29 protein-coding genes are annotated in these 20,539 nt (G+C 43.6%); 18 read left to right on the top strand and 11 right to left on the bottom strand.

What is annotated here, in order from left to right:
• Positions 1 to 21: 21 nt before the first annotated feature.
• The 13 genes from FD967_RS10400 to FD967_RS10340 all read left to right on the top strand — a co-directional run bounded on the left by FD967_RS10400 (position 22) and on the right by FD967_RS10340 (position 8,635).
• Positions 22 to 174 carry a hypothetical protein gene (locus FD967_RS10400; protein WP_215325994.1) on the top strand — a complete coding sequence of 51 codons (153 nt, stop codon included), beginning with the start codon at positions 22 to 24 and terminating at the stop codon, positions 172 to 174.
• Positions 175 to 270: 96 nt separating this feature from the next.
• On the top strand, positions 271 to 861 hold the full coding sequence (locus FD967_RS10395; protein WP_215325993.1) for a hypothetical protein: 591 nt from the start codon (positions 271 to 273) through the stop codon (positions 859 to 861).
• Between the two features lie 182 nt (positions 862 to 1,043).
• Complete coding sequence (locus tag FD967_RS10390; protein ID WP_215325992.1) at positions 1,044 to 2,069, top strand: fumarylacetoacetate hydrolase family protein; 1,026 nt, start codon at positions 1,044 to 1,046, stop codon at positions 2,067 to 2,069.
• 221 nt (positions 2,070 to 2,290) lie between these two features.
• Positions 2,291 to 2,728, top strand: a complete 438-nt coding sequence (locus FD967_RS10385; RefSeq protein ID WP_215325991.1) for a CBS domain-containing protein — start codon at positions 2,291 to 2,293, stop codon at positions 2,726 to 2,728.
• A 169-nt stretch (positions 2,729 to 2,897) separates the two neighbouring features.
• Positions 2,898 to 3,293 (top strand): hypothetical protein, encoded by a 396-nt coding sequence (locus tag FD967_RS10380; protein ID WP_215325990.1) that lies wholly within the window; start codon positions 2,898 to 2,900, stop codon positions 3,291 to 3,293.
• A gap of 209 nt (positions 3,294 to 3,502) precedes the next feature.
• Complete coding sequence (locus FD967_RS10375; protein ID WP_215325989.1) at positions 3,503 to 4,027, top strand: superoxide dismutase family protein; 525 nt, start codon at positions 3,503 to 3,505, stop codon at positions 4,025 to 4,027.
• 160 nt (positions 4,028 to 4,187) lie between these two features.
• Entirely contained in the window at positions 4,188 to 4,871 is a 684-nt protein-coding gene (locus tag FD967_RS10370; protein WP_215325988.1) for a haloacid dehalogenase type II, read from the top strand.
• Between the two features lie 104 nt (positions 4,872 to 4,975).
• On the top strand, positions 4,976 to 5,491 hold the full coding sequence (locus tag FD967_RS10365; RefSeq protein WP_215325987.1) for a DUF1003 domain-containing protein: 516 nt from the start codon (positions 4,976 to 4,978) through the stop codon (positions 5,489 to 5,491).
• A gap of 28 nt (positions 5,492 to 5,519) precedes the next feature.
• Complete coding sequence (locus tag FD967_RS10360) at positions 5,520 to 6,086, top strand: SRPBCC family protein (RefSeq protein ID WP_215325986.1); 567 nt, start codon at positions 5,520 to 5,522, stop codon at positions 6,084 to 6,086.
• Between the two features lie 30 nt (positions 6,087 to 6,116).
• The gene (locus FD967_RS10355; protein ID WP_215325985.1) at positions 6,117 to 6,677 is read left to right on the top strand and encodes a peroxiredoxin; all 561 of its coding nucleotides are present in this window, start codon (positions 6,117 to 6,119) and stop codon (positions 6,675 to 6,677) included.
• Positions 6,678 to 6,844: 167 nt separating this feature from the next.
• Positions 6,845 to 7,402 (top strand): phasin family protein, encoded by a 558-nt coding sequence (locus FD967_RS10350; protein ID WP_215325984.1) that lies wholly within the window; start codon positions 6,845 to 6,847, stop codon positions 7,400 to 7,402.
• Between the two features lie 167 nt (positions 7,403 to 7,569).
• Positions 7,570 to 8,322, top strand: a complete 753-nt coding sequence (locus tag FD967_RS10345; RefSeq protein WP_215325982.1) for a transporter substrate-binding domain-containing protein — start codon at positions 7,570 to 7,572, stop codon at positions 8,320 to 8,322.
• Between the two features lie 73 nt (positions 8,323 to 8,395).
• A complete protein-coding gene (locus tag FD967_RS10340; protein ID WP_215325980.1) occupies positions 8,396 to 8,635 on the top strand; it encodes a hypothetical protein in 240 nt (79 codons plus the stop codon).
• Positions 8,636 to 8,680: 45 nt separating this feature from the next.
• Here FD967_RS10340 and FD967_RS10335 read toward each other — a convergent pair whose 3' ends face one another.
• From FD967_RS10335 to FD967_RS10320, 4 genes are read right to left on the bottom strand one after another with little or no spacing between them, the layout of a single operon-like run.
• Entirely contained in the window at positions 8,681 to 9,328 is a 648-nt protein-coding gene (locus FD967_RS10335) for a histidine phosphatase family protein (RefSeq protein WP_215325979.1), read from the bottom strand.
• A gap of 19 nt (positions 9,329 to 9,347) precedes the next feature.
• Positions 9,348 to 9,743 carry a GNAT family N-acetyltransferase gene (locus FD967_RS10330; protein WP_215325978.1) on the bottom strand — a complete coding sequence of 132 codons (396 nt, stop codon included), beginning with the start codon at positions 9,741 to 9,743 and terminating at the stop codon, positions 9,348 to 9,350.
• Positions 9,740 to 10,246, bottom strand: coding sequence for an MOSC domain-containing protein (locus FD967_RS10325; protein ID WP_251369040.1), 507 nt, complete (start codon positions 10,244 to 10,246; stop codon positions 9,740 to 9,742). The genes FD967_RS10330 and FD967_RS10325 overlap by 4 nt, the downstream gene beginning before the upstream one ends.
• Before the next feature lie 52 nt (positions 10,247 to 10,298).
• Entirely contained in the window at positions 10,299 to 10,505 is a 207-nt protein-coding gene (locus tag FD967_RS10320) for a hypothetical protein (RefSeq protein WP_215325977.1), read from the bottom strand.
• 177 nt (positions 10,506 to 10,682) lie between these two features.
• Here FD967_RS10320 and FD967_RS10315 point away from each other — a divergent pair, with 177 nt between their 5' ends.
• Together FD967_RS10315 and FD967_RS10310 are read left to right on the top strand one after the other, a co-directional pair.
• Positions 10,683 to 10,910 (top strand): DUF2798 domain-containing protein, encoded by a 228-nt coding sequence (locus FD967_RS10315; RefSeq protein WP_215325976.1) that lies wholly within the window; start codon positions 10,683 to 10,685, stop codon positions 10,908 to 10,910.
• 35 nt (positions 10,911 to 10,945) lie between these two features.
• Entirely contained in the window at positions 10,946 to 11,194 is a 249-nt protein-coding gene (locus FD967_RS10310) for a hypothetical protein (protein WP_215325975.1), read from the top strand.
• A 2-nt stretch (positions 11,195 to 11,196) separates the two neighbouring features.
• On the opposite strand, the gene FD967_RS10305 is transcribed toward FD967_RS10310, so the two are convergent.
• The 4 genes from FD967_RS10305 to can form a co-directional block, all read right to left on the bottom strand.
• On the bottom strand, positions 11,197 to 12,825 hold the full coding sequence (locus FD967_RS10305) for a peptide chain release factor 3 (RefSeq protein WP_215327269.1): 1,629 nt from the start codon (positions 12,823 to 12,825) through the stop codon (positions 11,197 to 11,199).
• A gap of 51 nt (positions 12,826 to 12,876) precedes the next feature.
• The gene (locus tag FD967_RS10300; protein WP_215325974.1) at positions 12,877 to 13,614 is read right to left on the bottom strand and encodes a pseudouridine synthase; all 738 of its coding nucleotides are present in this window, start codon (positions 13,612 to 13,614) and stop codon (positions 12,877 to 12,879) included.
• An 80-nt stretch (positions 13,615 to 13,694) separates the two neighbouring features.
• A complete protein-coding gene (locus tag FD967_RS10295) occupies positions 13,695 to 14,582 on the bottom strand; it encodes a lipid A biosynthesis acyltransferase (protein ID WP_215325973.1) in 888 nt (295 codons plus the stop codon).
• An 8-nt stretch (positions 14,583 to 14,590) separates the two neighbouring features.
• Positions 14,591 to 15,256 carry a carbonate dehydratase gene (can, locus tag FD967_RS10290; RefSeq protein WP_215325972.1) on the bottom strand — a complete coding sequence of 222 codons (666 nt, stop codon included), beginning with the start codon at positions 15,254 to 15,256 and terminating at the stop codon, positions 14,591 to 14,593.
• A 25-nt stretch (positions 15,257 to 15,281) separates the two neighbouring features.
• Here can and FD967_RS10285 point away from each other — a divergent pair, with 25 nt between their 5' ends.
• Positions 15,282 to 15,575, top strand: a complete 294-nt coding sequence (locus FD967_RS10285) for a DUF167 domain-containing protein (RefSeq protein ID WP_215325971.1) — start codon at positions 15,282 to 15,284, stop codon at positions 15,573 to 15,575.
• Positions 15,576 to 15,578: 3 nt separating this feature from the next.
• Here FD967_RS10285 and FD967_RS10280 read toward each other — a convergent pair whose 3' ends face one another.
• Complete coding sequence (locus tag FD967_RS10280; RefSeq protein ID WP_215325970.1) at positions 15,579 to 16,481, bottom strand: aspartyl/asparaginyl beta-hydroxylase domain-containing protein; 903 nt, start codon at positions 16,479 to 16,481, stop codon at positions 15,579 to 15,581.
• A gap of 161 nt (positions 16,482 to 16,642) precedes the next feature.
• Between FD967_RS10280 and FD967_RS10275 the strand changes: the two genes are divergently transcribed.
• Both FD967_RS10275 and FD967_RS10270 read left to right on the top strand, forming a co-directional pair.
• A complete protein-coding gene (locus FD967_RS10275; protein WP_215325969.1) occupies positions 16,643 to 17,008 on the top strand; it encodes a hypothetical protein in 366 nt (121 codons plus the stop codon).
• A 95-nt stretch (positions 17,009 to 17,103) separates the two neighbouring features.
• Positions 17,104 to 17,406, top strand: a complete 303-nt coding sequence (locus FD967_RS10270; RefSeq protein ID WP_256442663.1) for an HU family DNA-binding protein — start codon at positions 17,104 to 17,106, stop codon at positions 17,404 to 17,406.
• A 92-nt stretch (positions 17,407 to 17,498) separates the two neighbouring features.
• On the opposite strand, the gene rodA is transcribed toward FD967_RS10270, so the two are convergent.
• Together rodA and mrdA are read right to left on the bottom strand one after the other, a co-directional pair.
• Positions 17,499 to 18,650 (bottom strand): rod shape-determining protein RodA, encoded by a 1,152-nt coding sequence (gene rodA / locus FD967_RS10265; protein WP_215325968.1) that lies wholly within the window; start codon positions 18,648 to 18,650, stop codon positions 17,499 to 17,501.
• Positions 18,632 to 20,539 carry a penicillin-binding protein 2 gene (gene mrdA / locus FD967_RS10260; RefSeq protein WP_215325967.1) on the bottom strand — a complete coding sequence of 636 codons (1,908 nt, stop codon included), beginning with the start codon at positions 20,537 to 20,539 and terminating at the stop codon, positions 18,632 to 18,634. The genes rodA and mrdA overlap by 19 nt, the downstream gene beginning before the upstream one ends.

Here is a 20,539-nt window from a genome sequence, read left to right as displayed (position 1 = left end):
GGTTTAAATAAGGGATTTCAAATGAAACGATTGGTAAAGCTGACCACTGTAATGTTGTTAGTTGTGTTCTTGGGCGGTTGTCTTGCTAGCTCTAGTTCGCCGGTTGGGGTTAGTTGTAACTATGGAACAGGAAAGCCTTTTTGGGATCTTCCAATTGAATGTCAAGGTCGATAATTCTTGTGTTGGTGGTTCGATTTCACCTTACGCCAAAAAAGAAACACTAAAACCATTCTCGTACGGTTTTTTAGCTAGGTTTGTTAGTATTCGATTATGAAAAAACTAATCATTTCTTTGGCCCTGGCTTTGCTCTCAATTAACTCATTCGGATTTGAGATATTTGCCTTGGGCACAAGTAACACAAATTGTAAAAATTCTGGTCAAGCCTACACGATAAAACTAAATGAGTTATTGGCTCAGGATAAAGTTAATGCCACTGTAATTAATGCTGGGGTAGATGGTGATAGACCCGCCTTTATGATGACTAGATTGCAGCAGGGCTTAAAGGCCAATCCCAATACTAAGATAGTGATTTTTGAGCCTGGGCCAAACGAAAAGAATCCTAGATTTAACCTTGGCCCTACAGAGGAGATTTTGGCTTATCTTCAAAAACAGAATATGCCAACGATTTATGTATCCCATATTTTGATTCAAAGCAACGAAGAGGCTCAGGAATTGGCAACCAAGTATGGCGCTCATTACTACGGACATTGGAATAAAAATATTCCAACTGATAGTGAGCACAGGTTGTTTGATATTCCTGGTGGCGGTGGGGGGCATATGACAGTTCTAGGCTGTCAAAAATGGTCTCAATATATGCTTCCAATGATTAAGCAAGTAATTAAAGAAAAAAACATCCAATAGACTCAGATATCTTGAAGCCTTGGTCGATTTGGCCCCGGGCCACCATGAAATATAAAACTACCTTTGTGTTGTTTTATATTTGACCAGAGACGGGTAATCCCTAGTGTAGTGATGTTAACCGCATGATAGATTACTAGTCGGAGTAAAAAACTTTAATTACAAGAATCTAATATGGAGAGACTATGAGCAACCAAAGACGTGAATTCCTAAAGGCATCTGCCATAGCCGGTGGCGCTGCGCTAACCACGCCCTTTATTGCAAATCAGGCTGAGGCAGCTGGACCTGGTGCAGGCGCTATCAGAATTGCCAATCCTGACATGGCAAAGAACATGACTGTTCTAAATTACAAAGTGGACAATAAATATGTTCTAGGCGTAAAGACAGATAAAGGAATTTTAGATGTTGCTAAAGCGGCAAAACAGTTTAAGGTTAAGGCGCCAATTAATACTGATGATTTGATTCAGAATGGTGATCAAGGTCTAGGTAAGCTGGTGGGCCTGGCGTTGAGCAAGGGCGGCCAAAATTTGTTTTTGGACGAATCTAAAATCGAATATGCGCCCGCTATTACCAATCCCGAGAAAATCATCTGCGTGGGATTGAACTACGCAAAGCATGCTAAAGAAACTAATAATCCCATTCCAACGTTACCAATTTTATTCAATAAATTCAATAACACACTTAATAGCCATAACGGCGTTGTAAAGGCATCATTAGTCAACGCAGAAAAGTTTGATTACGAAGCAGAGTTGGTTATTGTGATGGGTAAGCGTGCATATAACGTTAGTGAGGCTGATGCTTTGTTATATGTATTTGGCTATGCTACAGGACAAGACTTTACAGCGCGTGATTTACAGCAACGTAGTAGTCAGTGGATGATTGGTAAAACCAATGATGGATTCGCCCCAATAGGGCCATATATTTTGACATCAGATTTAGTTGGAAATCCAAATCAACTGAAGATAGAGCAATACGTTAATGGTGAGGTTCGTCAGTCGTCTAATACTAACGACATGGTTTTTAATTGTGCCCAGATTGTGAGCTATGCCTCCAAAATTTTTACCTTAGAGCCGGGCGATATTATTTTTACCGGCACGCCTGAGGGTGTTATTACAGGGTACCCTAAAGAAAAACAGGTATGGCTTAAACCAGGCGATAAACTTGAAACGCGTATTGAGAAGTTGGGCAATCTTAAATTTATCGTGGCTTGAGATTGGTGGCATAAAAAGATTCGACACACTTATTCTTGGTCGATTCCACCCTAAGCCAACAAGAATCAAAATAGCCCACTTGTTGGGCTATTTTATTTTGCCCAACTTGATAATCCTATTTTAGATGGAATGGCTTCTCAGAATATAATTATTTTACTTAAATAAAAAATGATTAAGCAACAGCAGCTACACTCAAATTTCAATTTAATAGGTAGATTTTTATGACAACAGTAAAGCAAGTTATTGAGCAAAAAGCGAAAGCCATTTTTTCTGTACGATCATCTGATACCGTAGAAGATGTCTTGATGCTGATGCGCGAGCATCGAGTAAGAGCCATTTTAGTTATCGATGACGGTGTTTTGGCGGGGATCGTGTCACAGGGGGATTGCGCTATAAAAGTGTTATTGCCGAACAATAATCCAAAACAAGTGGCCGTTTCAAAAATAATGACAGCAAAACCACTTACCGTAACGCTATCTAACTCATTAGATGAGTGTATGGCAATAATGGTTCATAAGCACATCAGACACTTACCCGTTCTAGAGGAAGCTCAAGTGGTTGGAGTGATTTCTGTTGGAGATTTAGTAAAAAGCATTATTGAACATCAAGGTAGTCAGATTAAGTTTCTAGAAACTTACATTCATGGTCACGGAGCTTAGTCTTTGTTGTAAATAAATTTAAAGCCCAGGTCGATCTAGGCTCGGGCTACTAAGAAATACAAAAGTCTTTTTCTCGCAGTTTTTATTGATGCAATTGGTGGCCAATGCTTAGTAAGGCGATAGATCTCAATAAGGGTTAAAGTATTAAATCAATCAAAAAGGGGTGAATATGAATCGCATAAAAAGTATATTAATGGCTTTGGTGGCTGCGGCTATTTTGGCTGCCTGTGCATCAATGACCGGAGTGGCATTAGCACCATTTACTAAAGCTAACGATGGCGTATTGGCTGGAAACAATGGTATGACCTTGTACACCTATAGTAAGGATGTCGTTGGTTCAGGTAAGTCAGTTTGTAATGGTATGTGCGCAAGCAATTGGCCGCCACTATTGGCAGAAGGTGGTCCGGCTGTGTCTGGTGATTATTCAGTAATTACCCGCGATGATGGCAAAAAGCAGTTAACGTTTAACGGCATGCCTTTGTATTTCTATGTCAAAGATGTCAAGCCGGGCGATAAGACTGGTGATGGTCGCTCAGAAGGTGCTTGGCGCATTATCAAGATGTAACAATATTTTATAGGCTCAGGCATCGTGGGCGCTAGCCTACTTTGCTCTTGACCGCCAAGAATAACCATCCGCGGGTGGTTTTTTCATGTGAATTCATGTCTTCTGGTTGGGTAAGTCAATAAGACTACTTGTAGTAAGGTTTTTGTTTTGGTTGAAGAGTATCAGCACAAGCTCTATTCTGATTTGACATAAACAAAAAGAGGCAAAAAATGATTAAAAAGATTTCCCTATCAGTCGGCGCTGCATCGGTTTTGTTGCTGGTAGCCTGCCAGTCAATGGAGCAGGGCGCCGGTCAAAAAGCGTCCGCCAGCCTAGAGTCGCGCTCAGGCTCAAATGCAAAAGGTACAGTAAATTTTGTATGGCAAGGGCATGATGTTTTGGTCACCGGAAATTTTTCTGGATTAAAGCCAAATGCTGAACAAGGGTTTCATGTTCATGAAAAAGGAGATTGCTCCGCCCCTGATGCTACTAGTGCAGGCGGCCACTTTAATCCAGACACAAAATCGCATGGAATGCCTGGAAGCGGCGCAAATCATGCTGGAGACATGCCAAACATTAAATCGGATGCCAACGGAAATGCCATTTACTCTGCAAAGCTAAGTGGCTTTACTGTGAATAATGGGCCAACTGGTATTTTGGGAAAATCTGTTGTTGTGCATCGTGACCCCGATGATTACAAATCACAACCAGCAGGCAACTCAGGTCCAAGAATTGCATGCGGCTTAATTAAGTAAGGTTGGGCATACTATGTCTTAATTGCTAATAGTTCAAGTTAGCGAGAGAAATGAAAACCACCTCCGGGTGGTTTTCTCATTCATAGGTCTCATGCTGTACATCAGAGATCTCCTTTTAAACGACAATAGAAATTCATAATAAAAAAATATAGGAAAAATTATGTACAAGCTAATTGCCTTTGATGCCTATGGAACATTGTTTGATGTGTACTCCATCAGTCAGTTGGCAGAAGAATTATTTCCGGGGCATGGCCAGGCGCTTGCTTTGATGTGGCGCGATCGTCAAATTGAGTACACCCGCTTAGTGACGATGAGCGATCCCAACCCAAATGGCAGTAAGTACTATCTCCCGTTTTGGGAATTAACTATTCGTGCATTGCGTTATGTCTGTAAGCGGATGAATTTGAGTCTCACACCAGAATACGAAAAGCGGCTGATGGATCAATATGCCAAGCTAACTAGTTTTGAAGATAGCTTGGCCGTTCTAAAAACCATTAAAGAAAAAACTATTTTTACGGCCATATTGTCTAATGGCAACAAAGACATGCTCGCCACCGTAGTCGACAGCAACGGCCTGAACTTCTATTTAGATAAAGTGATAACAGTGGAAGATATACATTTATTTAAAACTGCTCCGCAAGCCTATGATCTTCTTTTAAAAACATTCCCAATTAAAAAAGAAGAAGTTCTCTTTGTATCGAGCAACGCTTGGGACGCGCTAGCAGCCAAATGGTTTGGTTTTGATGTGTTTTGGGTTAATCGTCTTGGGCATCCGTTTGAAGAAATTGGTGAGAGGCCAAATTATGAGGGTAGCTCCTTAAGCAAAGTATTGGAAGTAATTTAATACTTAGTTTTTAATTGAGATGGGTGGTGGAGATGCAGCATTCCGATATGCCGAACCTAACGCTCTTACAATGAGCGTAAAGTAGCTATATAAAGCGAGGGACTATGACTGCTATTACACCCACTATTGAAGAACTACAAATTCTAGAGTCCCTTCGGGACCACAGGCGAAAGCATCGCAAAGACTTCCCTCGCAATATCTCAAGTCATGTTGAGGGTAACGCTCCAGGGTTAACGACTGGCCAGAAAATTTCTGATGTTGTCGCAAAAACGGTAGGCTCATGGAAGTTTATCCTAGTTCAAAGTGCTTGTATTTTTGCTTGGATTAGTTATAACTCAATGAATAACACGAACACATGGGATCCCTACCCATTTATTTTGCTTAATTTGATGCTTTCTTTTCAGGCGGCATATACCGCCCCAGCAATCATGATGAGTCAGAATCGACTTTCAGAAATAGATCGGCAGCAGGCTAGCAATGATTTTGAGGTCAATGTGAAAGCGGAGCTAGAGATTGAACTCCTGCACCAAAAAATTGATTTGTTGAAAGAAAAAGAGCTATTCGCTCTAACGAAGGCTGTTGAGGCTTTGAGTGAAAAACTAGATGGCATGCGTAAGTAGGGTACTTTCATATCACCAAACTATTTGCATGAAGCAGCTCCTTTACTTTTTTCTGATTGCATCGTGCAGTATTGCCTTGGCACAAGAATCATCCACTGCATATGACTTAAAAGTAGCCGTCACGAGAGTTGGCGATCGCTTTCAGGTGAGCGCAAGCTATGAAGTGCCAATCACTATATGTGAAGCCTTTGCATTTATTACTGACTATGAGGGCGCTAAAAATCTGCCCGGGATAGTCGACTCAAAAGTGCTTTCTAGATCAGGGAATAAAGTGAAGGTCGCTCGCTTGCTTGAGGAAAGAATTCTATTCATCCCATTTGAGATGCGTTCTGAGTTGGAGTATGTAGAGATTCCCAACAAAGCATTGCTTTTTGAGCAATTAAGCGGAGACACAAAGTATTACAAGGGGAGTTGGCGGTTATTGTCTGAAAAGGATTTCACTACCTTTAAGTACGATGCCCAGATTGAGCCGAACTCTTTAGTGCCATCAGCAGTGATCGAATTCTTTATTAAAAGTATTTTGCGTCGACAGTTTGAGTCAATGGCTGAGCTCGCGTCAGTGAGGAAGTCAATACCGCTAAAGACTTGTAGATAGATCATGGTTTAGTGGGTTAAGATTACACTGATGACCAATCTCAATCAATTACCTGGCGACTTACCTATTCCTAAGGATGATGGAGCTGCTGATCATTTGGTGGGTATGAGCTTGCCAGCCATTTCCCTAAAAACAACGGCTCATGCCCAATTTAATCTCGGCGAGATTAAGGGGTGTTTGGTGATTTACTGCTATCCAATGACTGGCCAGCCCAATGTTCCATTGCCGGATGGATGGGACCAAATCCCGGGAGCAAGGGGATGTACCCCACAAAGCTGCTCATTCAGAGATCACTATCAAGAGCTTCGGTCGCTTGGTGCGGATGTTGTAGGGCTGAGTGTGCAATCTACTGAATATCAACAAGAGATGGCGGATCGTTTGCATTTGCCATTTCCAGTACTAAGCGATGAAGATTATCGATTTCAACAAGCTTTGCGTTTGCCCACCTTCGTTGCTGCCGGAATGACGCTATTAAAGCGCATCACCCTGATCGCAAATGAAGGTGTGATCGAAGCTGTTCACTACCCCATCTTTCCAAGCGACAGTGATCCGGCTTGGGTAATTGATTATTTAAAAAATAGATCCCCTTAATTTTTATTGGCGCAGATTGTATTTTGCCCAGATCTTTCTGACTAATGTAGGCCATGGGAAGCGCTCCAAGAAAAGAAATGTTGCTTTGCAGCAAAATTTCCTTGCTAAGCCTAAAATAAGCTATTAATATGGTGCAGTGCAACAAATAACCAATTAAAGGAAAGATCATGTTCAAAAATCAATTTACAGAAAACCAAACTAAATCCGTAGAAAACGCACGTGCGTTGGGTCAAACCGCTCTTGAGAATGCCCAAGAGTTAGCAGAAATCAATTACCAAGCTGCACAACAAGCAGTGGCTAATGCACAAGCCAAAGCAGCTGAGTTAATGAAGGGTAAAGATGCAAAAGCAGCCTTAGAGCTCCTGCAAAGCCCAGAAGTACAAGAAGCAGTTGCTGAAGTTGCCGAGTATCAGAAAAAAGTGACTGCAGTACTGCGCCGTGGTAACCAAGATCTGGTTGAGGCTGTAGAAGCTGCTATCAATCAATCACAGGACGATCTGAAGAGTTTTGTGGCTGCTGCTACATCAAAAGCGCCTGCTGGGTCAGAGGCATATGTCAGCTCCTTTACCTCCGCATTTAATACGGCAATGCAAAACTTTGACCAAGTACGTTCAAGCACTCAAGATGCTTTTGCAAACTTTGAGAAAAGTGTAGAAACTGCAATGAAGAGTGTGCAGGGTCAATTTAGCCAAGCTCCGAAGACAGCAAAAAGTCGCACTAAGTAATTAGCAGATCGCAGTCAGATAAAAGACCCCGTGTATGCGGGGTTTTTTATTGGGGTTGTCGCTAAAGAGGGATGCAAAAAGATGCAGAGGTAAAAGTAATACCCTGATGGTATTGTTAGATTTAATTCTTGATAAGATCATTCAATTCAATAAATCTTGAGAACGCTATGAGATTAGAACGCATCATAACTACGTTGTTGCTTAGCTTACTTCTGCTTGGTGGGTGCTCTAAAGAAGATCCGTCCAACCTAATTAAGGTTGCCATATCGCCCGCAATCCCGCCAATGCTGTTTGAAAAAGATGGGAAATACTCAGGTATAGACCTGGAGATATTTGAGGGTTACTGCAAGTCACGAGGCTGTACATTTAAAGTAACTGCCTACGATTGGCTTGGAATGCTGGGAGCGGTAAGCAGTGGCCAGGCTGATGTTGCATTCTCTGGAATCTCAATTACAGACAAGCGCAAAGAGGTAATGGATTTTTCCAATCCATACTTCACTAGCACCTGGCAGTTAATTGGTTTAAAAAACCGCAATATCAAAATAACTGATTTAGGACAGCTGCGCAAATACACGATTGCCTATCCAACAGGAAGTGTCTTTGATGATTATGTAAAAAATGAATTGCAGCCAAAAGGCTATTACTCAGTTGAGCAAGTAAAGTTATACCCATCACCAACGGAAGCCTTGATTGCATTGCAAAACGGCAATGTAGATTTGGTATTTGTTGACAACGTGATGCTGATTAATTACCAAAAAACTTTAAATCTCCCAGTTAGTAGTAGCTACCAAGTTGTTGGGTTTGATAATCTTGGGTTTGCCTTCAAAAAAGACTCTAAGCTGCGCGATGACTTCAACCTCTACCTTGCTGAGCTCGGACCGGAAAAGATAAAAGCTATTATTGATCGCTGGACACAATAAATTGAAGTGATTCACGCAGATTGGGTTAAAGTGTTTCTTAAGTCGATTATTTCAATAATTTATAAGGAAAAATATGTCCCATCATGACAAGCTAATAGCTGCATTTGAGGCGTACCAATCAGAGAATGAAAAGTTCCACGGAAAAGGAGTTAAAGCTTCTGCAGCGAGAGCTCGTAAAGCTTTACAAGAGATTGCTGGTTCTTGCAAAGAGCGCCGTAAAGAAATTACCGCTGAAAAAGAAGCGCTTGAAGGTAAGTCAAAGGGTGAGGGCATGTCACAAGATGCCGCTCGTCACGCCCACATCAGAAAGTAGGCCTTTTCTAAAAAAGCAAAAAGTCACCTAAGGGTGATTTTTTGCTTAGAGGTCGACGCCTTCTAAGGCGGAACCTTCAAGATGACGAGTATCAGCCCATTTCTCAACTGACCAGCCAACACCTTGCTGATGGGTAATCCAATTTAATGAAGCATTTGGCACTGATGCAACCCGTTCAGCCCTTAAAGCTTGCTTACTAGCAATTCGATACATCATGTCGAGCGTACCACCATGACTAACAAGTAAAATTGTTTTACCTGAATGCTGTTCTTGTATTTTGTCTAAAACATTTTGAACACGCAATGCGAATTGCTCAATACTTTCACCACCTTCGAGCTCATGCTCTAAGTCGCGAGTAATATGAGCTTGCCAAATTTCAGGTTGTAGTAATGACGCCTCTTGAATCGTAAGCCCCTGAAGTGCGCCAAAGTGGCGCTCTCGTAAGGCACTATCCACCCTTGCCTCTACGCCAAATAATTCAACAATAGCATTTGCAGTATCGGCCGCTCTTTGAAGGTCGCTGGTATATAAAACATCAAATAAGAGCTTTGCAGTTTTAAGGGCTTGCGCCATTTGGCGAGCCTGCTGGAGGCCTTTGGTATTGAGGGGGATATCGGTATGCCCTTGAAGGCGTCTTTCAGCATTCCAGTTAGTTTCACCATGGCGAATTAGGCAGAGTTTTGTGATCGACATATTGCAATATTAAGTTGAATTATTTTTTTAAGGTCCAAGCGCGTGGGTTGTGCTCAAAGCCCAGATGCTCATAGTAGGTATTTGCTTTCGGAGCTGCAAGCAACACAATCATGCAGCTTGGCTTCAAGCGCTGCTTAGTTTCTTCAATGAGCCGCCTTCCTATGCCCTGTCGCTGGTAATGTTCATCTACAGCAAGGTCGGCTAAATACGCCACATAGGCAAAGTCTGTCAGACTACGACTGATCCCAACTAGTTTTTCACCATCCCATGCCGAAATGGTGAGATTTGCATTGGCAAGCATCGCTGCAAAGATTTCAACACTATCAATTGGGCGACGCTCACCGAGAGTGGATCGGGTATAGAGGTCGATCGCCTGTTCTGGACTAATGCTTGCATGCTCGGTATAGACAATCATTTTTCTTGGTTTGATAAGTATGTGAGCGAATCGCCATTGCTAATAGTCCCAGAGTCTAGCGCTTCTGCTCTGAGGCCGCCCCTATTCTCAAAAGCATGAATGAAGTCAGGTTTTTTCAGTAAGTTGGCTGGTCGCTGGCAAGGTTCGCATAATTCAGTGCCCTTGAATGCGATGCCTCCTAAATAGAAAATCTTACCAACTAAGCCATTTAACTCCCCCTCAGAGATACCGCTAATGACAAGATTTCTTCGAGTATCACCCTCGCCAAAAGGAGTTTGCTGCTTGGCGCGCAATTGGCCATTAGCACTTTCTATGCCTGAGAGAGTAATGAGGGAAATGTGACGTATTTTTAGCTTGGTCTTAGAGAATGCGCCCAGACCTAGTGCGTAGCGATCCCCTGCAATTCCTTCGCCGGCAATAATCTTGGCTCGTGTAAGCGGCACCATCAACTCGCCCGCTCGAGCAGCAATATAAATGGAGTGAATTTGAGGGAATGCTTTCATGGTGACAGCATATTACATAAGAAAAAGCCCCGGTAATTTCGGGGCTTAGTACTTAGGCTACGACTGCGGTTGTAATGGGTGCCGCAACCGGAGGGCGCTTATTGAGAGCCCTCTGAATCTTTGCTTTCTCTTTAGGCTTGGTGCTCGATTCGAGCAATTTACTGAGTTGAGTCACGGTAAGTGGTCCCAATTTGGCTTTGCCAGTTTTGCTCACCATGGGGTCGTTTTTTCTATTTCTTTGATTTTGGCCAACAGCCATATATTTTCCTAGAGTCTTGGAATGATGAACCTCTGAGCTTGCTCAGCAGACTCCCCTATGTAGGGCGCGAAATAGTGATCACAGATCAGAATAACAGTTAAGTGACCTAGGCGCTATGATTGAAAGATCTCTATCGGCTTTATCTTTAAAAGGCGTGGTTTACTACATGCTTAGCTCATGATGAATATTTCTAATCTTATTTTTGCCGCCATTATGGGTGGGCTCATGTCATTAAGCATTACCTTAGCCACCACTTTGGTGCGCGTAGGTTTTGTGCAGAATTTCTTTTGGTTATGGCTTGAGCTTTGGGCGGTGGCTTACCCGGTTGCGATTATTTGTATTTTGATCTATCGCCCATTGGCTAGTAAGCTCACTGCCAGTTTAGTAAGGAAGCTGGAGCGATGAGCAGGCGAATGCCTTGATTGAATAAGAGGATTTTTATGGCGCATATAAAATATGTTTTATTGCTAGGTATGATTGGCTTGAGTGCTTGCTCCGCTGTTTATACCGATGCATCAGATTCGAATCATGTGACTTTTCTGAATAGTGATGGCGAATCTATTGCCTCACTTACATCAAAGGCCAATGCTTATTGCGCACAATATGGCAAGACTGCATCGTTTAGAAAAAATGATACTCAGTTACTTGCGGTATTTGATTGCAATTGGCCGCAATCAAGCCCACGCTAGCGTTAACCAGCGAGGTCTGATTGATAGATCAGGCCTGCATGCTCTCTTAGGGCATGGAACTGAATGGATTCCCAGCGCTGTTGAGCAACATCCAGTTCAGATTTGTGGCTAGCTAAAAATACAGAAGCGCCCACAACATCCTCTGCCATACGGTGAATATTCTCTTGTATAAATTTTTTGAGTGCTACTGGATCTTCGGAGCTTACCCAGCGAGCCAAGTTATAACGTGCCGGTAGTAAGCGGACTTCCGCCCCATATTCCGTCTGTAGTCGATGGCTCACCACTTCAAACTGTAGCTGTCCAAATGCTCCAAGCAACATGGTGCCGCCAGTCATGGGGCGAAATACTTGAATCGCACCCTCTTCGCCAAGCTGCATTAGACCAGTGCGCAACTGCTTGGAGCGCAATGGGTCTGCAGATTCAACCATGCGGAAAATTTCTGGAGCGAAAAATGGTAGGCCTGTGAATTGCAATTGCTCGCCTTCGGTGAGCGTGTCTCCCAACCGAAGTAAGCCATGGTTTGGCAATCCAATAATATCTCCAGGGAAAGCTTCATCCAAGATGTCGCGTCGTTGCGATAAGAAAGATAGTGCATTATTAGTACGCACTTCTTTGCCGTTGCGACAAATCTTCAGTTTCATGCCGCGCTGAAAATGCCCTGAGCAAATGCGCAAGAAGGCAACGCGATCTCGATGGGCTGGATCCATGTTTGCTTGAATCTTAAAGACCACTGCAGAGAATTTATTCTCTGCTGGACTAACTTCACGTTGTAAGGCTTTGCGCGATCCCGGTGATGGTGCAAGTTCAACTAAGGTATTGAGAATTTCACGAACACCAAAGTTATTAATGGCCGAGCCAAAGAATACCGGTGACTGACGACCTGCTAAAAAGGCTGCTCTGTCAAAGGCGGGCATAGCATTTTTAATTAAATCCACCTCAGCAAGCGCATTTTCAAGATCAGTGCCCAGGCGCTCTTTTAGGGCGGGATCATTAATATCAACAATTGCATGAGAATCTTCAGTCACGCGATCTTCACCTGCTTTGAACATGCGCATTTGAGAGTTGGCAATATCAATCACACCGGCGAAGGATTTACCCATCCCTACTGGCCATGTAAAAGGAACTACTTCAATGCCCAGTGCAGTTTCAATTTCATCCATCAACTCCATGGGCGGCTTTACTTCGCGATCCATCTTGTTGATGAAGGTCACAATTGGTGTGTTGCGTGCGCGACAGACTTCAAGCAAACGCAAGGTCTGTGACTCAACGCCATTAGCAGCATCAATCACCATCAATGCAGAATCAACCGCTGTCAATACGCGATAAGTATCTTCGGAGAAGTCTTGGTGACCTGGGGTATCAAGAAGATTAATAATACAATCGCGATATTCCATTTGCATTACTGAGCTGGCTACAGAAATACCACGCTGTTTCTCAATTTCCATCCAGTCAGAGGTCGCATGTCGACTAGCTTTACGGGCTTTTACACTGCCCGCAATCTGAATCGCTCCCGCATACAGCAAGAGTTTTTCAGTAAGCGTTGTCTTGCCTGCATCTGGGTGAGAGATAATGGCAAAGCTACGGCGTCTTAAAACTTCTGCGCCGGGAGTGCTGGAGGTGGTGGTATCGATGGTAATTCTGCGTTTAATCTAATTGACAGAATTATAGACGGGCGGAGCTTCTTAGAATTGCTCTTGGGGGCTCACAAAGCGCCATTTCCCAGGTGGTAGGGCACCCAGCGAAATTCTACCCATACGCACGCGCTTGAGACCTAAAACCCGGAGGCCAACCATTTCACACATACGACGAATTTGACGCTTACGGCCCTCGCGTAGAACAAAGCGAAGTTGATCTTCGTTCTGCCAACTGACTTGAGCTGGCTTTAAAACGACACCATCTAATTCCAGGCCATGTTTAAGGCGATCTAAATCTTCAAAAGAGAGAGCGCCTTCAACTCGGACCAGGTACTCTTTCTCGATGGGGCTATTTTCACCAATGAGGAGTTTTGCGATACGACCATCTTGAGTTAAGACCAGCATGCCAGTGGAGTCAATATCAAGGCGACCGGCGGGCGCTAAGCCGCGGGTATTAAAGCGTGGATTACGACCCTTGTCTAAGGGGCTCGCAAAGTAATTCTCGGGAGTGATAAGCGAGGCTGCTGGTTGATACTCTTGCTCGTCATCATAGTGAGAGATGAAGCCGACTGGCTTATTAAGAATGACTGTAATGCGCGATGCCTGCTGTGCTTTGGCGCCAGACTGGAGCTCAATTTTCTGATGACGAAAAGCCCGAGAGCCTAGCTCATTGACTACTTCACCATCGACGGTGACCAAGCCTTGCTCAATATAAGAGTCCGCCTCACGTCGGGAGCAAAGACCTAGCTCAGAGAGTAACTTGGATACACGTATTTTTTCTTCCATGGCGATATTATCGGGCAATTGCCTCAGTAAAGACTAGGTTCTGACAATATGAACACTGCACAGGGGCTACAGCAGAAGCGCTAATAGGGACTCGCCTCATTAGGTGGCCTGTTTTTGAAGCGCTTATGAACCCAGTAGTATTCGGCTGGCCTGAGTCTAATTTCTTTTTCAAAAATTGTGTTGAGCCGCGCAGTATCAGCTTCAGGATTTTCGGTTGGGAAATTTTCAAGGGGCTTGCTAATAGTGCAAACATAGCCAGCCCCATCCTTTTTGAGAGTAGTGATCATCATGCAGACCTGCGCCCCTGTGATTTTGGCGAGACGCGATACAGCTGTAATCGTATTGGTTTGAATATTAAAGAAGGGAACGAAGGCGGAGTCTTTAAGTCCTAAATCAATATCGGGCGCAATGATAATGAAGCTTCCCTTGCGGATCTCTCGAATGAGCTCAAGTGAGTTCCCTTGGCGATCAATCGAATTTCCACCGAAGCGATTACGCCACTCAATAATCTTCTTATTGAAGAAAGGACTTTTCATTCTTTGAAAAAAGCCGGAGGTACGAGGCCAACCTTTTTCCTTGGCAAGTGCACTCAGAATAATGCTGCCCTCAATGCCAATAAAATGCATGTTCACTAAAATGCGTGGCTGTCTATCATTTAGATCAACCTCTGAGCGAACCTCAATCATATCGGCAAGCTGTTTTTTACTGCCTAGCCAAATAATGCTTTTTTCAAGTAAGCTGCGGCCCAGTAGTCGCCAATGTTGCTTTCTAAGTTGATCAATTTCTGTTGCGCTTAGCTCAGGGAAACAGAGTTCCAAGTTTTTCTGGACCACGCGATTGCGATCATTGGGAATGTGGGCTGCCAGATAGCCTAGGCCATAGCCAATAGAGACTAAAGTCTTGTAGGGCAGCGATACCAGAAATCTAAGGAGTGCTACCCCAGAATAGTTTGAAAAATTTTTAAACAAAACTCAGTTTATTCGGTGTCGTAGCGAGATAAAGATTTGGCGTAGCGCACATTCATTTCTTCGGCAGAGCTAGTGGACATACCTAAATCGTTGACTAAGCCGGTCTCGAGACGGTAAGTCCATCCATGCACGGTGAGATCTTGTCCTCTAGCCCATGCATCTTGAACAATGGTGGTCTCACATACGTTGACTACTTGCTCAATCACATTCAGTTCACATAAGCGATCTTGACGTTTTGGAGATGGGATCACTTCGCCAAGATAGCGCTCATGTTTTTGATGCACATCCTTCACATGACGTAACCAATTGTCAGCAAGGCCAACCCGTTTATCGGTTAGGGCGGCATGTACGCCTGAGCAACCGTAATGCCCTACCACTAAAATATGCTTAACCTTTAATAGGTCGATAGCAAACTGAATCACAGATAAGCAATTCAGATCAGTATGAACCACTACGTTGGCAACATTACGATGCACAAAAAGTTCGCCAGGCAGCAGGTTCACAATATCGTTTGCAGGTACGCGACTGTCTGAGCAGCCAATCCATAAATATTCTGGCGCCTGCTGTGAAACTAGGCGCTTAAAAAAATTAGCATCCTTGGCGATCATGGCTTCCGCCCATTCGCGATTATTGGCAAATAGCTGGTCTAAGGCGTTGGAGTTCTTCATAATCATGGTTTGAGTTTAAAGTACTTTAATGATGCCTATTTGGTTAAAGCAAACCCCCACTGGCATTGTTCTGCATCTGCATTGCCAGCCGGGCGCAAAGCTAACCAAGGTGGTTGGCCTGCATGATGGCTGTCTCAAGATATCTCTGCAGGCTCCCGCCCTCGAAAACAGGGCAAATGAAATGCTGTTGTCTTGGCTTTCTAAGCAATTAAGGGTTCCGCAAAAACAAATTCAACTCTTATCGGGACAAAGCAGCCGTGTAAAGCGAGTAGAAATCTGGGGTTCAATCACTCCAGAGCAGATTACTGAAGCCTTAAGCCCCTAGCCCTTACCAAAAAAGTGCGTACAGAATTCCTAAAATTAAAACCCATTTTCCGACGTAATACACGCTGCGATGTTTTGCTTTGAGCTTTTTGGCCTGCGCCCTGAGATGGTAAAAATACTTAAAAAGAACGTTTACAAATCCTACCTTCTCCCCTTCAACATTCTGGGAAGAGGCTGCGCTCATGATGTAACGCCCAAACCAGCGATTGAATAGTTGCATCAATTTAGTGTGAACCGGCCGCTCTACATCGCAAAATAAGACAATTCGTTGGTGATCTGTTTCGTTGGCTGCATAGTGGATGTAGGTTTCATCAAACATAACGGGTTCGCCATCCTTCCAAAAGTAGCGCTCATTATCGACATCAATAAAGCACTTAGGATCATTTGGGGTAACAAGGCCAATGTGATAGCGTAGCGAGCCTGCATAAGGGTCTCGGTGCCTTACCAGCGTTGCCCCGGGTGGTAGCGAGGCAAACATCGCCGCCTTGATTGAGGGGATCGATTTGAGGAGGGCAACAGTTTTAGGACATTGGAGTTGCGCCGACGGCATTTCTTTGCCATACCAATAGAGGTGAAAGCGTTTCCAGCCTGTCCGAAAAAAAGAGTTAAATCCAATATCGTTATATCCCGTAGCCGCTGCTATGGCGCCATCTGCGTTCAAAGCCAGCGCTTCATCACGGATAATCTGCCAATGATCTTGCAGGGGCTTCATTTCGGGAAAGTCCGCAACTGGAATAAATGCCCCAGCCTTGGTTTTTGAAAATAAGTAGAGCAGGCTGTTAATTGGTGCTAAAAGTACTTGGTAGTCTGTTAGAGAGCGAACTAAGCCAAATCGCACCTTTCCCCTAAAGTAAACGTAGACAGCCGATACAATAAAGGTTAGAAAAATGACGTGACGTAGTTCCATGAAATGTACCAATTAGCGTTAACGCTATGATTTTAATTTGTATAGAGCACCATTTCATCCCTATTTTTGCAATGAATATGCTCCAATGTTCATTGGGGCCAGATAAGCCACAAAAACGCACCTAATCAGTGCTGCAAAGATGATTTGTTAAGGAAATTCACATGAATAGATTCGTAAAATGGGTTTTAAGCCTGATATTGATTGGCTTGGTTGGCTTAGTAGCGTATACCTGGATTATGCTTAATTGGAGCTACGGGAGTGGTGAGCGTGCTGGCTATGTGCAAAAGTTTTCCAACCGAGGCTATGTCTGTAAAACCTGGGAAGGTGAGCTAGCCATGGTTTCAATGCCTGGAACCATGTCAGAAAAATTCCTCTTTACGGTCCATGAAGATGCCGTGGCACAAAAAATTAACGCTAATTTGGGTAAAAAAGTTGCCCTCAAATATGAACAGCATATCGGATTGCCTACAAGCTGTTTTGGCGATACTGAGTATTTTGTATCTGATGTGACAGTTATAGAAGAGTAAAAAATAGGTAATAACGAAATTTGCTGTGGCACGGCTTTATTTTTGTAATTTTTTGTGGTTAAAATCATGTAAGCGCAAGGTGCGCTGATATTAATATCTATAAGGAGCTTCACTTGAACAAAGCAGAACTAATCGCAGCGATTGCTGACGATGCTGAGATCTCAAAAGCCAAAGCTGAATTTGCATTGAATTCTGCTATTGAGCAAATCATTAAAGCTGTTACTAAAGGCGACTCAGTACAACTGATCGGTTTTGGTACCTTTTCTTCTGGTAAGCGCGCTGCACGTATGGGTCGTAACCCAAAAACTGGTGAGCCACTCAAAATTGCTGCTGCTAAAACTGTTAAGTTTTCTGCTGGTAAAGCATTTAAAGATTCAGTTAACAAGCGTAAGAAGTAATTCTTGCTTTGTTGAAGAAAAAGCCCGGCATGCCGGGCTTTTTTGTTTTCATGGAGAATGCAATTTTTTTTACACACACCCAAGCTGAAATCTTAGCTTTGTACCAAACGTCGATGGCGATGAATACTCATCAAAATACCGGCACCAAACCCCAGGGTCACTAAAGCAGTTCCTCCATAGCTGATGAAGGGTAGTGGAACCCCAACTACGGGTAATAATCCGCTTACCATGCCGATGTTGACAAAAGCGTATGTAAAGAAAATCAGCGTGACAGATGCGCCTAGTAGGCGGGTAAACAGATTAGGTGCGCTAGCAGAGATGGCGAGGCCTCGTTTAATCAAAGCGAAGAAAAGTGCCAGCATAATTAGGTTGCCCAATAAGCCAAATTCTTCCGAGAACACGGCAAAGACAAAGTCAGTATGTTTTTCTGGAATAAATTCAAGATGGGCTTGGGTACCCTGAAACCAACCTTTACCAAAAAATCCACCTGAGCCAATTGCAATCATCGACTGAATTGTATGAAAACCTTTTCCAAGGGGGTCGCTACTCGGGTCGAGCAAAGTACATACTCGATGTTTTTGGTAGTTATGAACTAGTGGCCACACAACATCATGCGCACAAATGGCGCTACCAAAAATAATGATGAGGATGATTCCAAATGCACCAATACCTATGAATGGTAGGATCCATTTCCATGGCAATCCAGCAAGAATGATCACATACATCCCTGCGGCAAACACTAAGAGCGCAGTACCCAAGTCAGGTTGACGCGCAATGAGCAGAACGGGGATCCCAAGGATAATGGCTGCTACTCCGTAGTCCCAAGACTTTTGAATGCCTTCCCGTTTTTGAAAATACCATGCCAACATGAGTGGCATAGCAATTTTCATGAGCTCAGACGGTTGAATCACGAGGCCAATATTGAGCCAACGTCTTGCGCCTTTTTTAATCAATCCAAATATAGCAACTGCAATCAGTAGCGCAACTCCAATTCCATAAATCCATACTGCAGCCATCTCTAGCCACTTTGGTGGAATGCGAGAAACAATCCACATGACTGTGAAAGAAAGCGCCAAATTGCGTAATTCATCCTCAAAACGAACGGGTGTATTTTGACTTGCAGATAAGAAGGTGATAAATCCAATACCTGCCAACCCAAGCAGAATATAGCCTAGCTGGCGATCGAGTCCGCTGAAAATGCTGAGGAATATTTTCTTTGCTTTATTTATGGCGCTCTTTTCCATTCAGGAACCTCCTTTGGCCATTTACCTTCAAGATAAAAATCTAGCGCCTTACGCGCAATCGGCGCAGCATACTGCGCACCAAATCCCGCATTCTCTACAACCATCGCAATGACAATTGTCGGTTTTTCTGCAGGGGCAAAAGCAACATATAAAGCATGATCACGTAAAAATTCTGCTGTAGATCCGTGGTTATATTCTTTCGAATTCAAGCTAAATACTTGCGCCGTTCCAGTCTTGCCACCAACTTGATAGCCTGCACCCTTAAAAACAGAGGCAGACGTTCCAGAATTATTTACCTCGACCATCGCTTTCTTAATCACCTCAATATTCTCGGGTACGAGATCGATTCGATAACTTTCTTTGGGCGTAGTCAGGGTGCGATTTCTTGTAAAGGGATCTTCAATCGCTTTTACTAAGTGCGGCTTCATGACGATACCGTTGTTTGCCATGTTTGCCATCGCATGGGCTAACTGTAAAATGGTAAATGCGTTATAGCCCTGACCAATTCCCAGGGAAATTGTTTCGCCTTCATACCATTTTTGTTGCTCTGGTTTTTTGAAAGTGTCTTTCTTCCACTCGGTGGAAGGCAACACACCTTTTGATTCACCTTGTAGGTCGATGCCAGTAATTTGACCAAAGCCAAATGGTTTCATGAAGTCATGCATCATGTTGACACCCATATCACGCGCTAAAAGGTAGTAATAGGTGTCACAAGACTCAACAATCGATTTTTGCATATCAACAATGCCGTGCCCACCTTTTTTATCATCACGGAAGGTGTGGTTACCAAAATCAAAATAACCCGGGTCGGATATGGTTTGTGACGGTGTGCGCTTTTTAGTTTCTAAAGCTGCCAGTGCCATAAATGGTTTGTAGGTTGACCCCGGTGGATAGATTCCTTTAAGAGGGCGGTTATAGAGTGGCTTCTGTGGCGAGTCATTCAGCTCTTTCCAGGTTACTGAGTCGATGCCCTCAACGAAGTCATTGGGATTAAAGTTAGGCTTTGAAACAAATGCCAAGATATCACCAGTCTCGGGCTCAATCGCAACAAATGCACCTCGGAAATTTCCATATAGTTGCTCAACTAAGTATTGCAGTTTGATATCAACCGAAAGGACCACATTTTTCCCTGGTACCGATGGTGAGCTAGAAAGTGTGCGAACGGGTTTGCCGCCTGCAGTAATCTCCACTTCATCATATCCTGGCCTACCTCGCAATACCGTTTCGTAACTTTGCTCTATACCAATTTTCCCCACATACTGAATACCCGGCAGGAATGAAGTTTGTAACGCCTCAGGATCACCCGCTTTAGAGTTATCAATTTCAATTTGCATGCGCTCGATATCTCGCTTAGAAGCTCGCCCAATATAACCAATCAGATGCGAGGCGAGCTCATTGTAGGGATACTCTCGAAAGCTTCGGGCGCGTATCTCGACACCCGGAAAGCGATAGCGATTAACCATAAAGCGAGCTGTTTCTACTTCGGTGAGCATCGATCGAAGGGGAAAGGTACCCATCTTGCGAGAATCTTCAAGTGAGCGCTTGAAATTTCTTCGATCTCTGGGGGAAATCAACACAATCTGAGAGAGCTCATCGATCAGCTCATCAACGTTGCCTTTAACTTCTTCAGCATTTACATCTAAGGTCAGTGCTGAATAGTTTCTGCCAATCACGATTCCATTGCGGTCTATTAAGAGACCCCGATTGGCTGGTGCGGGAACTAAAGCGATTCTATTGCTTTCTGCCAGCAAAGTGTATTTGCCATGACTCACTAGTTGCAGCCACACTAATCTCGTAACTAATATTAAGAAACAGATGGTGACAAACAAGGTCGCAATATGAATGCGCTCTTGGAACGAGTCGAGATCTGGTTTTTTAAAAGAAACCAT

The organism is Polynucleobacter sp. JS-Mosq-20-D10 (assembly GCF_018687755.1).
Lineage (GTDB): Bacteria > Pseudomonadota > Gammaproteobacteria > Burkholderiales > Burkholderiaceae > Polynucleobacter.
The sequence above is the reverse complement of the archived record's forward strand: the minus strand, read 5'-3'. Positions and strand labels throughout refer to the sequence as shown.

Coding starts and splice junctions, on each gene's coding strand:
- FD967_RS10325 (WP_251369040.1), bottom strand. CDS start 10,246: ATGAAAGCATTCCCTCAAATTCACTCCATTTATATTGCTGCTCGAGCG.
- can (WP_215325972.1), bottom strand. CDS start 15,256: ATGATTATGAAGAACTCCAACGCCTTAGACCAGCTATTTGCCAATAAT.
- FD967_RS10400 (WP_215325994.1), top strand. CDS start 22: ATGAAACGATTGGTAAAGCTGACCACTGTAATGTTGTTAGTTGTGTTC.
- FD967_RS10355 (WP_215325985.1), top strand. CDS start 6,117: ATGACCAATCTCAATCAATTACCTGGCGACTTACCTATTCCTAAGGAT.
- FD967_RS10360 (WP_215325986.1), top strand. CDS start 5,520: ATGAAGCAGCTCCTTTACTTTTTTCTGATTGCATCGTGCAGTATTGCC.
- rodA (WP_215325968.1), bottom strand. CDS start 18,650: ATGGAAAAGAGCGCCATAAATAAAGCAAAGAAAATATTCCTCAGCATT.
- FD967_RS10280 (WP_215325970.1), bottom strand. CDS start 16,481: ATGGAACTACGTCACGTCATTTTTCTAACCTTTATTGTATCGGCTGTC.
- FD967_RS10340 (WP_215325980.1), top strand. CDS start 8,396: ATGTCCCATCATGACAAGCTAATAGCTGCATTTGAGGCGTACCAATCA.
- FD967_RS10365 (WP_215325987.1), top strand. CDS start 4,976: ATGACTGCTATTACACCCACTATTGAAGAACTACAAATTCTAGAGTCC.
- FD967_RS10395 (WP_215325993.1), top strand. CDS start 271: ATGAAAAAACTAATCATTTCTTTGGCCCTGGCTTTGCTCTCAATTAAC.
- FD967_RS10335 (WP_215325979.1), bottom strand. CDS start 9,328: ATGTCGATCACAAAACTCTGCCTAATTCGCCATGGTGAAACTAACTGG.
- FD967_RS10380 (WP_215325990.1), top strand. CDS start 2,898: ATGAATCGCATAAAAAGTATATTAATGGCTTTGGTGGCTGCGGCTATT.
- FD967_RS10310 (WP_215325975.1), top strand. CDS start 10,946: ATGGCGCATATAAAATATGTTTTATTGCTAGGTATGATTGGCTTGAGT.
- FD967_RS10350 (WP_215325984.1), top strand. CDS start 6,845: ATGTTCAAAAATCAATTTACAGAAAACCAAACTAAATCCGTAGAAAAC.
- FD967_RS10275 (WP_215325969.1), top strand. CDS start 16,643: ATGAATAGATTCGTAAAATGGGTTTTAAGCCTGATATTGATTGGCTTG.
- FD967_RS10300 (WP_215325974.1), bottom strand. CDS start 13,614: ATGGAAGAAAAAATACGTGTATCCAAGTTACTCTCTGAGCTAGGTCTT.
- FD967_RS10330 (WP_215325978.1), bottom strand. CDS start 9,743: ATGATTGTCTATACCGAGCATGCAAGCATTAGTCCAGAACAGGCGATC.
- FD967_RS10345 (WP_215325982.1), top strand. CDS start 7,570: ATGAGATTAGAACGCATCATAACTACGTTGTTGCTTAGCTTACTTCTG.
- FD967_RS10315 (WP_215325976.1), top strand. CDS start 10,683: ATGATGAATATTTCTAATCTTATTTTTGCCGCCATTATGGGTGGGCTC.
- mrdA (WP_215325967.1), bottom strand. CDS start 20,539: ATGGTTTCTTTTAAAAAACCAGATCTCGACTCGTTCCAAGAGCGCATT.
- FD967_RS10390 (WP_215325992.1), top strand. CDS start 1,044: ATGAGCAACCAAAGACGTGAATTCCTAAAGGCATCTGCCATAGCCGGT.
- FD967_RS10285 (WP_215325971.1), top strand. CDS start 15,282: ATGCCTATTTGGTTAAAGCAAACCCCCACTGGCATTGTTCTGCATCTG.
- FD967_RS10370 (WP_215325988.1), top strand. CDS start 4,188: ATGTACAAGCTAATTGCCTTTGATGCCTATGGAACATTGTTTGATGTG.
- FD967_RS10320 (WP_215325977.1), bottom strand. CDS start 10,505: ATGGCTGTTGGCCAAAATCAAAGAAATAGAAAAAACGACCCCATGGTG.
- FD967_RS10375 (WP_215325989.1), top strand. CDS start 3,503: ATGATTAAAAAGATTTCCCTATCAGTCGGCGCTGCATCGGTTTTGTTG.
- FD967_RS10385 (WP_215325991.1), top strand. CDS start 2,291: ATGACAACAGTAAAGCAAGTTATTGAGCAAAAAGCGAAAGCCATTTTT.